The following is a 12103-nucleotide window of genomic DNA, read 5'->3' on the forward strand; positions in this document are numbered from 1 at the left end:
GCGAGGAGTGAGCCGGGTTTGCGAGCCCCGCGGTCGCGAGCCGAGGTGGTGCTGTGAGCGCGAGGAGTGAGCCGGGTTTGCGAGCCCCGCGGTCGCGAGCCGAGGTGGTGCTGTGAGCGCGAGGAGTGAGCCGGGTTTGCGAGCCCCGCGGTCGCGGACCGAGGTTGGCCCGTGACCCGCCGGGTGCGTCCCACCCTGCGGTTGCGGTTGACGCTGCTCAACGGGGTGTTGCTGGTCGGGGCCGGGGCGATCCTGGTGGCGTTGGCCTGGCTGCTGGTCCGGGACGCGCTGCGGCCCACCGACGAGCTGCGTCCGGGCACCACCGTGCTGCTGGCCGACGGGCGGTCGTTGGACGCCGCGGTGTGGCAGCGCCAACTGGTCGATGCCGCCTCCGACGAGCTGCTGGTCAAGGGCCTGCTGGCGTTGCTGGCGATCAGCGTGGTCGGGGTGGCCGGGGCGTACTGGGTGGCCGGCCGGACGCTGCGCCCGCTGCACCAGGTCACCGCGACCGCGCGGCGGCTCGGCGAGACCACCCTCGACCAGCGGATCGGCTGGTCCGGGCCGGACGACGAGGTGGCCGAGCTGGCCCGGACCTTCGACGCGATGCTGGACCGGATCACCGCCGCCTTCGAGGCGCAGAAGCGGTTCGTCGCCAACGCCTCGCACGAACTGCGGACCCCGCTGGCGGTGATGCGTACCGAGATCGACGTGACGCTCAGCGACGACGAGGCGGATGCCGCCGAGTACCGCCGGATGGCCACCGTGGTCCGGGATGCCTCGGAACGCGCCAACGGCCTGGTGGACGCGTTGCTGGTGCTGGCCCGCAGCGAGGCCCAGACGGGCCGACGGCTGGCCCGGCGTACGGAGTGTGACCTGGCCACCGGGACCGCCAACGCGCTGTCCGCGATGTCCCGGGAGGTGGAGCGGATCGGGTTGCGGGTGCAGACCTCGCTGCGACCGGCCCCGGTGACCGGCGACCCGGGCCTGCTGGACCGGCTGGCCGGGAACCTGATCGAGAACGCGGTGCGCTACAACCATCTGCACGGCCGGCTCTGGGTGCGTACCGGCACCGACGGGCGTTCCTCGTGGCTGGTGGTGCGCAACACCGGCTTCGAGGTGGACCAGGCCGACGTGCCAGGGCTGTTCGAGCCGTTCCGCCGGGGCGGGCGGGAACGGACCGGGGCACGCGGTTCCGGGCTGGGCCTGTCCATCGTCCGGGCGGTCTGCGACGCGCACGGCGGTACCGTCCAGGTCACCGCGCAGAAGGGTGGTGGCCTGGAGGTGACGGTCACGCTGCCCTCGCCCGACCAGGTCCCCAGCTAACCCGTCCCACTGCTTCGCCCGACCAGGTCCCCAGCTAACCCGTCCCACTGCTTCGGAGGTAGACCCGTGAGCGTACGAATCCACAACATCAGCATCGACTGCCGGGACACCTACGCCCTGTCCGGCTTCTGGGCGCAGGTGTTCGAGTGCCCCCGCCAGCCCGACGACCTTCCCGGTGACCCGGAGGCGATGCTCCTGCCCCAGGGCGGGCCGGAGGTGCTCTTCCTGGCCGTACCGGAAGGCAAGTCGGTCAAGAACCGGCTGCACCTCGACCTGAAACCGGTCGACCGGACCCGGGACGAGGAGGTCGAGCGGCTGCTCGCCGTCGGCGCCGTCCAGGTCGACGACAGGCGTCGGCCGGACGGCACCGGCTGGGTGGTGCTGGCCGACCCGGAGGGCAACGAGTTCTGTGTCCTGCGCAGCGCCGCCGAGCGGGCCGCCACGACCGGCTGACGCTCCACGTCTCGATAGGTGCTCGCGCGATTACCACCGGGCACTCCTTACCGAAGACGATCCGTGAGGCGACCGGCTATTCCGAGTCTCAGGTGTACAACCTGCTGGACGAGTTGAAGGTTGGCCTTGGTGCGGAAGGCCGGCTACGCCCGGTATGAGGTGGCGGAGCAGGCCGCATGAGCGGCGGGCGCGTACCGTGGTCGATGGCGGGCCCGCCGGTTGTAGCGGCCGGCGGGCCGCCGCCCAGCCGCTACCTGGGGAGCCACCATGAACAGTTCCGCCGCTTTCGGCACCCGCCTCCGCGCCCACCGCGAACGCGCCGGAACAACCCGAGCAGTCCTTGGTGGACTCGTCGGCCGCAGCGCCGAATGGGTTAAGGCCCTCGAAACCGGTCGGCTACTCACCCCCCGCCTACCCATGCTGCTGCGCCTCGCCGAAGTCCTCGACATCAGCGACCTCGCCGACCTCACCGGCGACCAGTCCCTACCCGTCGCCTCCGTCACCCGCGCCGGGCACCCCGACGTCGACCAGGTTGCCGCCGCCATGAAGCGCACCCTGCTACCCGCAGGTGACCCCACTCCCGCGCCGGTGCTCCGCAGCCTCGTCGACCAGGCGTGGAGGCTGTGGCACCAGTCCACCGCCGAACGGACCGCCGTCGCCGCGATCCTTCCCGGGCTGCTCGACGACGCCCGCCGCTCCGCCCGCCACCTCGACGGGGCAGACCGGCGTGTCGCCCTCGCCGACTTGGCCCGCACCTACCATCTGGCCCAGTTGTACTGCGCCCACCAGCCCTACCCGGAGCTGGTGTGGTTGGCCGCCGACCGGGCCATGGGTGCTGCCCAGGACGCCGACAACCCGGAGGCGGTGGCGGTGGCCGCCTGGTACTACGCCCACGTGTACCGATCGGCGAACCAGATCGACGCCGCCGAGCAGGTTCTCACCGACGCCGCCGCACTCGTCGACGGGCATAGCAGCCCGGAGCGGACCGTCCGGTGGGGGCAACTGCAACTGGGTGTCGCCCTCGGCCATGCGAAAGCCGGCCGGGCCGGGCGCGCGTGGCGGGCATGGGATGCGGCCGAGGCCGCCGCCCGACGGCTGGGTGACAGCTACACCCACCCGTGGTTGATCTTCGGCCCGACCGTCATGGAAGCGTACGCGGTCACCGTCGAGGCGGATCTGTGCCGACACGGGGAGGCTGTTCGCCGCGCCGACAGCGTCAACTACAGCGGCCTGCCGTCGCGCACCCGCCGGGCGGGGCATCTCATCGACGCTGCCCGTGCGCACATGCTCGCTCGGGAAGACGTCGCCGGGGTGCACCTGCTCGGCCGGGCGTTGCGGGAGTCGGTGGACACGGTGCGGCACAATCCGTACGCCCGTTGCGCCGTGATGGAGCTGTCGACCCGCCGGGGAACCATCGGCGAGGATGCCCGTGAACTGGCGCTGGGCATGGGCATGGACTGGTAGTTGTGCCAGGGGGACAAACCATCCCCATCCCCATGGTCACCTGTCCGTAACGTCTCGTGCACAGGGTGGCGGGGTGTCCATCGGACCCGACGTGATGTGTGCGAGCACCCCGGCGTCCCCCCGGTAAGACGTTCACGCGGTCCACCCGGTGACCGGTGGCATGTCGGCGCGGTGGGTCCACAACCGGCTTGTGCTCGACGCGCGGGTCATCATCACCGACCATTGGCCGCGCCCCGGCATACCCGACTGGTGCCCGATCTGCCATCACACCTGGATGTGTGAACCGATCCGCGTCGCCTACACCTACCTGAAGGCGGTAGGTCGGGGCCGGTGGATTCCCCCGCACGTCCGCTGACACGACGAAAGCCGCCCGCCGAACTCCCGAAGGAGGCGGCGGGCGGCTTTCGTGTGGCCCGTCGGGTGACCGGTAGGTCAGCCCTTCTGCTCGATCTGCCCGCGCATCGTGACGAACTCGGACTTCAGCTCGGCGGCCGACTTGTAGTACTGCACGATCATGCCGAGGCTGCCCTTGTCGGCCCAGAGGCAGACGCCCAGCGGCACGCCCTCGCTCTTGCCGTCGCCGCACTTGGCGTCGCCACCGAGCGGGCCGGCGTCCACGGCGGACATGTTGGTGACGTTCAGCTGGGTGGCGAGGCCCGTGACGGCGTCGTCCAGCTCCTTCTTCGGGTCGACCATCACGCCGGACGCCGCGGCGATCATCAGCAGGTCCTGCTTGGCCGGGTCACCGTAGAAGGCGCCAGCGGTGCTCGTCTCGTTCTGGACGGACTTCTTCATCTCGGTGACCAGTCCGTCGGCGACCGCCTTCAGCCCCGGGTCGGTGGCCTGCGGGCGGCCGGCCAGGGTGGCCGGGGCGGAGACCGTCGTGTTGGCGGCGTCCACCACCTCCTTGACGTCGTCCTTGAGGGCGAAGGCGGCGATCGCGGCACCGCCGAGGCAGAGCACCAGCAGCACGGCCAGCACGATCAGGACGATCTTGACGACGGACCGCTTCTTCGCCGGCGGGGCGGGCGGGCCGGCGTACGGCGGTGCTCCCACGGCGTCCGGCTGCTGCGGTGGCGGGTAACCACCCTGCGGCGCGTCGCCGCCCGGCTGGGGCGCGTGAGGGCTGGTCGGGGGCTGGGACATGAGGTTGACTCCATGATTTGCAAACGAGGACGGGTGATCTTAGCCAGACCGACCGACATCCGTCCGGCCCGCCCGTCGCCGGGGTGACCCCGAACGCCACGGTTGCCCGTCGCGCGGCGATCCCCGGCCTGGCCGGTGGACCGCCGCGCGGCTCAGTCCCGCTTCTCGATCTGTCCCCGGATGGAGACGAACTCGGACTTCGCCTTGGCCGCCGAGGAGAAGTACATGACGATCATGCCGACGCTGCCGTGGTCGGCCCAGACGCAGACACCGAGCGCGATGCCGGACGCCTTGCCGTCACCGCACTTCGCCACCCCGCCCAGCGGGCCCGGATCGATGGTCGACATCTTCTTGACCGCCAGCGAGCTGCCCAGACCCTTGACCGCGTCGTCCAGCTCCTGCTCGGGGAGGATGACCGGGCCGGACGCGCCGGCCATCATCACCATGTTGCGGCCGGCCGCGCTGCCGTAGAAGGCGCTCACCGCGCCCGTCTCGTTGCGGACCTCGGACTTCATGTCGCGGACCATCTGGTCGGCGATGCGGCGCAGCTCCGGGTCGGTGCTCTTGGACCGGCCACCAAGGGTCGTCGGCGTCACCAACCGCACCTGGCCGGGATCGTCGGCCTCCTCGGAGGGGGTCGGGTCGACGTCCGGGCTCTGCGTCTCGACGGGGGTGGGGCTCGGAGTGGGCGACGAGACGCCGGTGGGTGTGGGCGTCGGTGTCGGCGTGGTGGGCTCGTCGTCGCCCAGGGCGACCCAGACGAGACCACCGCCGCCGAGGCAGAGCACCAGCAGCCCGACGAGCCCGAGCGAGAGCAGCAGCGGCAGCTTCGACCGCTGCGGAGCGGGCCCGTGCGGCGGTCCCGGCGGGGAGCTGAACGGCGCACCGGCGAAGCCGGGGTACTGCTGCTGGGCCGGGTAGCCGCCCGGCCCCGGGGCCCCCGGGTAGCCGGACTGCGGTGCCCCGGAATAGCCGGACTGCGGTGCCCCGGAATAGCCGGACTGCGGCACGCCCGGGTAGCCGGCCTGGGGGGCGCCGGGGTAACCAGCATGCGGAGTGCCGGGAGGGCCGGACTGCGGAGCACCGGGGTAGCCGGGCTGGGACGCTCCGGGGTGGCCGGGCTGCGGGGTGTTCGGGTAGCCGCCCTGCGCCGGGCCGGGTTGAGGCCAGCCGCCGTACTGCGGGCCGGGGTAGGGGTCGGCCGGTGGCCCGGACTGTGGGTCGGCCGGCCAGCCGCCGGGCTGGGGGGTCGGCGTCGCCGGGTACGGCGTGGTCGGCCAGCTGCCGCCCTGCGGCGGGGTGTGCGGACCGTCGGACGGGGGCGGGGTGTGCGGACCGTCGGGCGTGGGCGGGTAGTGACCGTGGGGCGAGCCGTGCTCCGGCTGCCCGGACCAGGGATCGACCGGCGGTGAGGTCATCAGATCAGCTCCAGGCGAGGGTGAGAACGCGTGATGGTAGCCAGACGGAGCCCGGCCGCGCAGCCCCCCGAGTCTGACGAGGGTACGCAAACGACGATCGCGGTGGCCGCGACGCCCCGGGGGGAGGACGTCGCGGCCACCGCGATCGCGGGGGAGCGGGGATGGCTCAGTCGCGCAGGCTGGCGACCCCACGCGGCAGGAAACGCTGCCCGGTGACCCGCTCGGCGGTGCCGGTCCGATCCAGGTACGGCGTGACCCCACCCAGGTGGAACGGCCAGCCGGCACCGAGGATCATGCACAGGTCGATGTCCTGCGCCTCGGCGACGACACCCTCGTCGAGCATCAACCGGATCTCCTGCGCCAGCGCGTCGAGCGCGTTCTGCCGGACCTGTTCGCCGGTGAGCGGCTGGTCGCCGACCACGAGCAGCCGGGCCACGTTGTCGTTGATCCGGTCGTCGACGACGATCGGCTGGCCCGAGTCGGCGATCCGCTTGAGGTTCTCGCTGACCGGGAACCGGTCCGGATACGCCGCGTGCAGGGTGCCGCCCACGTGGTAGGCCACGGCCGGCCCGACCAGCTGGAGCAGGGCGAGCGGACGCATCGGCAGGCCCAACGGGTCCAGCGCGCTGTTGGCCACGTCCAGCGGGGTGCCCGCGTCGACGGCGGCGAAGACGGTGCCCAGGAAGCGGGTGAGCAGCCGGTTGACCACGAACGCCGGGGCGTCGGAGACCAGCACGGACGACTTCTTCAACTGCTTGCCCACCGCGAAGGCGGTGGCCAGGGTGGTGTCGTCGGTCCGCTCGCCACGGACGATCTCCAGCAGCGGCAGCACGGCGACCGGGTTGAAGAAGTGGAAGCCGACGACCCGCTCCGGGTGCTCCAGCTCGGCGGCCATCGCGGTGATCGACAGCGACGAGGTGTTGGTGGCGAGCACCGCCTCCGGGGAGACGATCTTCTCCAACTCGGCCCAGACCTGCTTCTTGACGTCCAGGTCCTCGAAAACGGCCTCGATGACGAAGTCGGCGTCGGCGAAGACGGACTTGTCGACCGAGCCCGAGACCAGGCCGTACAGCTTGGCGGCGGTGCCCTTGTCCATCCGGCCCTTGCTGACGGCCTTCTCGATCTGGGTGTGCACGTAGCCGACGCCCTTGTCGACCCGCGACTGGTCCAGGTCGGTCAGGACGACCGGCACCTGGAGGCGGCGGGCGAACAGCAGCGCGAGCTGGCCGGCCATCAGGCCGGCGCCGACGATGCCGACCTTGGTGACCGGCCGGGCCAGGCCCTTGTCCGGCGCGCCGGCCGGCCGCTTGGCCCGTCGCTGCACCAGGTCGAAGGCGTACAGGCCGCTGCGCAGCTCCTCGGAGAAGACGAGGTCGGCCAGGGCCTCGTCCTCGGCGGCGGTGCCGGTGGCGAAGTCGGCGTCCTTCGCCGTCTCCAGCAGGTCCAGCGCCCGGTACGCGGCCGGTACCGCGCCGTGCAGCCGCTGGTCGAGGGTCTGCCGGGCGAAGTACAGCACGCCCGCCCACATGTCCTTGTCGACCTCGGGCCGGGTCACCGTGACCGCGCCCCTGACCACCCCGGCGGCCCACTCCAGGGACCGCTCCAGGAAGTCGGCCGGCTCCAGCAGCACGTCCGCGATGCCCAGCTCGGCGGCCTGCTTCGGCTTGAGCATCTTGTTCTGCATCAGCGGGTTCTGGATGATCACCTGGGTCGCGGCCGGGATGCCGATCAGGTGCGGCAGCAACTGGGTGCCGCCCCACCCGGGGACCAGGCCGAGGGAGACCTCGGGCAGGGCCAGCGCCGCCGCGCCACCGGAGAGCGTCCGGTAGTGGCAGTGCAGGGCCAGCTCCAGGCCGCCGCCCATCGCCGCGCCGTTGACGAAGGCGAAGGTCGGCACGGTGCTGTCCTTGAGCCGGGCGAAGACCCGGTGACCCAACCGGCCGATCTCCAGCGCCTGCGCCCGGTCCGCGAGCGCCGGCAGGCCCACAATGTCGGCGCCGACACAGAAGATGTACGGCTTGCCGGTGACCGCGATGAACGCCGGCTCCGCGGCCAGCGCGGCGCTGATCGCCTCGTCGAGGCTGGCCAGCCCGGCCGGGCCGAAGGTGTTCGGCTTGGTGTGGTCGAGGCCGTTGTCCAGGGTGATCAGCGCGGCCGGCCGGTCCAGGCCGGGCACCTTCACCTGGCGCAGCAGCGCCCGGGTGACGACCTCGTTCGGTGCGACGAGCGCGCTCACCGGGTCTTCTCCGTTCGCGGCTGCGGGACTCGCAGGCCCGGCTCGTTCCTCGCGCTCACCGGGTCTCCTTCGTTCGCGGCTGCGGGACTCGCAGGCCCGGCTCGTTCCTCGCGCTCACTTGTCTCCCTCCCAGTTCGGGTTCTCCCAGATCACGGTGCCGCCCATGCCGATGCCGATGCACATGGCGGTGAGGCCGTAGCGGACCTCGGGGTGCTCGGCGAACTGCCGGGCGAGCTGGGTCATCAGCCGTACGCCGGAGGAGGCGAGCGGGTGACCGATGGCGATCGCGCCGCCCCAGGGGTTGACCCGGGGGTCGTCGTCGGCGATGCCGAAGTGGTCGAGGAAGGCGAGCACCTGCACGGCGAACGCCTCGTTCAGCTCGAACAGGCCGATGTCGTCGATGCTCAGGCCGGCGATGCGCAGCGCCTTCTCGGTCGACGGGATCGGGCCGACCCCCATCACCTCGGGCTCGACGCCGACGTAGCCGTACGACACCAGCCGCATGGCGACCGGCAGGCCCAGCTCGCGGGCGGTGGCCTCGTCGGCGAGCAGGCTGGCGGTGGCGCCGTCGTTCAGGCCGGCCGCGTTGCCCGCGGTGACCTTGCCGTGCGGGCGGAACGGGGTCTTCAGGGTGGCCAGCTTCTCCAGCGAGGTCTCCCGGGGGGCCTCGTCGGCGGTGGCCAGGCCCCAGCCGCCCTCGGCGTCACGGATCGCGACCGGCACCAGATCGTCCTGCAGCTTGCCGTTGGCGTACGCCTTGGCGGTCCTGAGCTGCGAGGCGAGCGCGAACGCGTCGGTGCGCTCCTTGGTGACGTGCGGGACGCGGTCGTGCAGGTTCTCCGCGGTGGCCCCCATCACCAGGGCGGACGGGTCGACCAGCTTCTCCGCGACGATCCGCGGGTTGGGGTCGACGCCCTCGCCCATCGGGTGCCGGCCCATGTGCTCGACGCCGCCGGCGATGGCGATGTCGTACGCGCCCATGGCGATGCCACCGGCGACGGCGGTGACGGCGGTCATCGCGCCGGCGCACATCCGGTCGACGGAGAAACCGGGGACGGTCTTGGGCAGGCCGGAGAGCAGGGCGGCGGTGCGGCCGATGGTGAGGCCCTGGTCGCCGATCTGGGTGGTGGCGGCGATGGCCACCTCCTCGACCCGCTCCGGGGGCAGCTGGGGGTTGCGGCGCAGCAGCTCGCGGATGCAGCGGATCACCAGATCGTCGGCGCGGGTGTTGGCGTACATGCCACCCGCCTTGCCGAACGGGGTGCGGACGCCGTCGACGAAGACGACATCCCGAACTTCACGGGGCACTTGGAGCCTCCTCTTCGACCACGCTTCGACCGTCGCGCCGTCGGGCGGCGTCACGGACCGAACGAGGGTCGGCCGGCACTGGCGATTCCCTCGCATGCTACTCGTCGGTAACCACAGGCGTCACCGTCCCGGGTGTGGCCCACCCCACACCCGGCCTCCGGTCCGGCCCGATCACCCCACACCGGCCTCCGGTCGCCCGGCCCGCCCGCCCGACGGCGGGCCCTGCCGCGCCGGTACCGCCCGGTCCGCGCCGGTACCACACCGGTGCAGCCGGCAGCCGTCGCCGCGACGGCCACCGCCGCCAGGGTTGCCGCGAGGCGGCCGAGCCGGAGACCGGTCCGGGCTGAGCGGGGTCGGGTGGCGAGCCGGGTGGTGGCGTCGTCGTGAACCACGATCTGCTGCCTTTCCCGCCCGACGGGTGTCCGGAGAAGATCCGTACGGCGTCACCCGCGGGCACCCGGCAAGCCTGCGCGAACAGGACGGCCGGGACATCTGGCGCAGGAAGGCAGGACAGGTACTACCTGAGGAGGAAATTCCGGGACACCGGCGGCGACGCCGATGCCCCGGACCCGCCCGGGGAGCGTGTTCGTGGCGGGTGGTGCGATCAGGGCCGGGGGGCGGGCAGGAGAGCCTCGGCGAGCGCGGGGAGCAGCAGGGTGAGCTGCCACTCCCGGGCGCCGTAGCCGCGCAGGGTCTCCGCGACGGCGTCCACGGTGATCTCGTCGGGCGGCTGCCAGGCCAACCGGCGGACCGAGTCGGGGGTGATCAGGTTCTCCGGGGGGAGCCGATGCTCACCGGCGACCCGTACCACCACCTCACGGCATCGGGCCAGCCGGCCGGCGGCCACCGGATCCCGCTCCGCCCACCGGTGCGGCGGGGGCGGCCCCTCCACCGCCGGGGTGACCGGCAGCGCGTCCTCCGCCAACTGGCGGGCCTCGTCGAGCGCGGTCAGCCAGGCGCGGGCCAGCCGACGCACCGACCGGCCCCCGAACCCGGGCAGGGTCAGCAGGGTCTTCTCGTCCTTCGGGTCCAGTTCGGCGGCGGCGATGATCGCCGAGTCGGGCAGCACCCGACCCGGAGCCGCGTCCCGTCGGACGGCGACCTGGTCCCGGGCGTACCACAGGGCCCGGACCCGGGCCTGTGCCCGCGCCCCGCGGACCCGGTGGATGCCGGAGGTCCGCCGCCACGGCTCCGCCCGTACCCGGGGCGGGCGGGCGGCCCAGGTGATCAGCGCGGCGAACTCCTCCGCCGCCCACTGCGACTTGCCCTGCGAGGTCAGCTCGGCGTCCAGCGCATCGCGCAGGTCGACAAGCATCTCCACGTCCAGCGCGGCGTACGTCAGCCAGGACTCGGGCAGTGGCCGGCTGGACCAGTCCGCCGCCGAGTGGTGCTTCTCCAGGGTGTAGCCGAGCAACTGCTCGGTCAGCGCGGCCAGGCCGACCCGCTCGAAACCGGCCAGTCGGGCGGCCAGTTCGGTGTCGAACAGTCGGCGCGGACGCAACCCCAGCTCCGCCAGGCAGGCCAGGTCCTGACTGGCGGCGTGCAGCACCCACTCGGTGCCGCCGATGGCGTCGTCGAGGGTGGTCAGGTCGGGCAACGGCAACGGGTCGATCAGCGTGGTGCCGGCCCCTTCCCGGCGCAGCTGCACCAGGTAGGCCCGTTGGCTGTAGCGGTAGCCGGAGGCGCGCTCGGCGTCCAGGGCCACCGGGCCGGTGCCCGCCGCGAAGCGGGCCACGACCTCGTCCAGCTCGGCGAGGGTCGCCACCGGCTGAGGGGTGCCGTCACGGGGTGCGGTCAGCGGAACGGGCCCGCCGGTGGGCTGCTCGGTGCCTGCGTCCGCCGGCTCCGGAACTGCCGAGGACGGAACGTCTGCCGTGCGGCTTTCGGCGGCCCGACGGCGCAGGGGTGGTTCGTCGGTCACCTGACAACCCTAGTGCGCCGGGCGATGTGGTGTGCGCAGCCGGTCCGGTGTGTGTCGTCCCGGTGTCCGGCAGTGGTCCGGACGGTACGGACACCCACCTCGCGCCCGGGACATCCACCTCACCGGGGACGTCCACTCTTCACTCGGGACATCTGCTCACGGCTCGGGCGTGTCGCGGTCCGGAACGCGCCGACTTCCGGCGTGGGGCCGGCACGGCTCCGATCGTCCCGGAACCGGCCTCGGGCCGGGCCGGGTGAGGTCAGGCCGCCCCGGCCGGACGGCGCTCGGAGAGCGCGGTGACCCCGGGCGGCGGCAGCCCCGCGGTGGAGGCGAGCAGGGCGCACCAGGCCAACAGGTGCGGGGTCAGATCCTCGCCGAGCGGTGTCCAGGACGCCCGGATCTCGACGTCTCCGGCGGCGGGCGGGCCGGCCAGGTCGCCGAACCGGGTCGACACGGTCTGGGTGACCGTGCCGCCGGCCGCCCGGTGACGGGCCCCGTGCGCTTCCAGGGCGTCGGTGAGCCAGGTCCAGCCCACCCCCGGCAGCAGCGGATCGGCGGCCAGGTCGACCTCCAGCTCGGCGGTCACGTAGGTGACCAGCCGCAGGGTGCCCTGCCAGGCGTCGTGACCGGCCGGGTCGTGCAGCAGGATCAGCCGTCCGTCGGCCACCTCGTCCTCGTCCCGCAGCACGGTGGCGGAGAGCGCGAACGCGTACGGGGCCAGCCGCTGCGGTGCGCCGACCTCCTCCAGGACGATCTCCTCCCGGGGGGTGACCGACCGTAGGCCGGCGACCGCGCGGGCGAACGTCTCCGGGAGCGCGATCGGGGGGGCCATGA

At 72.8% G+C, this 12103-nt stretch carries 10 protein-coding genes; 4 read left to right on the forward strand and 6 right to left on the reverse strand.

What is annotated here, in order from left to right; genetic code table 11:
• Positions 1-171 precede the first annotated feature (171 nt).
• The 4 genes from ACIG87_RS20005 (at position 172) to ACIG87_RS20020 (ending at position 3595) form a co-directional block, all read left to right on the forward strand.
• Complete coding sequence (locus ACIG87_RS20005) at positions 172-1323, forward strand: sensor histidine kinase (RefSeq protein ID WP_396852196.1); 1152 nt, start codon at positions 172-174, stop codon at positions 1321-1323.
• A gap of 66 nt (positions 1324-1389) precedes the next feature.
• A complete protein-coding gene (locus ACIG87_RS20010; protein WP_396852198.1) occupies positions 1390-1776 on the forward strand; it encodes a VOC family protein in 387 nt (128 codons plus the stop codon).
• A gap of 267 nt (positions 1777-2043) precedes the next feature.
• Complete coding sequence (locus tag ACIG87_RS20015) at positions 2044-3240, forward strand: helix-turn-helix domain-containing protein (RefSeq protein ID WP_396852199.1); 1197 nt, start codon at positions 2044-2046, stop codon at positions 3238-3240.
• A gap of 148 nt (positions 3241-3388) precedes the next feature.
• Entirely contained in the window at positions 3389-3595 is a 207-nt protein-coding gene (locus tag ACIG87_RS20020; protein ID WP_396852200.1) for a hypothetical protein, read from the forward strand.
• Positions 3596-3672: 77 nt separating this feature from the next.
• On the opposite strand, the gene ACIG87_RS20025 is transcribed toward ACIG87_RS20020, so the two are convergent.
• From ACIG87_RS20025 to ACIG87_RS20050, 6 genes are all read right to left on the reverse strand, one after another.
• Positions 3673-4386, reverse strand: coding sequence for a hypothetical protein (locus tag ACIG87_RS20025; protein ID WP_396852201.1), 714 nt, complete (start codon positions 4384-4386; stop codon positions 3673-3675).
• Positions 4387-4538: 152 nt separating this feature from the next.
• Complete coding sequence (locus ACIG87_RS20030) at positions 4539-5804, reverse strand: hypothetical protein (RefSeq protein ID WP_396852202.1); 1266 nt, start codon at positions 5802-5804, stop codon at positions 4539-4541.
• 166 nt (positions 5805-5970) lie between these two features.
• Entirely contained in the window at positions 5971-8040 is a 2070-nt protein-coding gene (locus ACIG87_RS20035) for a 3-hydroxyacyl-CoA dehydrogenase NAD-binding domain-containing protein (protein WP_396852204.1), read from the reverse strand.
• Positions 8041-8154: 114 nt separating this feature from the next.
• A complete protein-coding gene (locus tag ACIG87_RS20040) occupies positions 8155-9348 on the reverse strand; it encodes a thiolase family protein (RefSeq protein ID WP_396852206.1) in 1194 nt (397 codons plus the stop codon).
• Between the two features lie 604 nt (positions 9349-9952).
• Positions 9953-11269: an HRDC domain-containing protein gene (locus ACIG87_RS20045; protein ID WP_396852207.1), complete on the reverse strand. Its 1317-nt coding sequence runs from the start codon at positions 11267-11269 to the stop codon at positions 9953-9955.
• Positions 11270-11528: 259 nt separating this feature from the next.
• Positions 11529-12101, reverse strand: coding sequence for a DUF3000 domain-containing protein (locus ACIG87_RS20050; protein ID WP_396852209.1), 573 nt, complete (start codon positions 12099-12101; stop codon positions 11529-11531).
• Positions 12102-12103: the final 2 nt, after the last annotated feature.

It is taken from the genome of Micromonospora sp. NPDC051925, from assembly GCF_044548625.1.
GTDB lineage: Bacteria > Actinomycetota > Actinomycetes > Mycobacteriales > Micromonosporaceae > Micromonospora.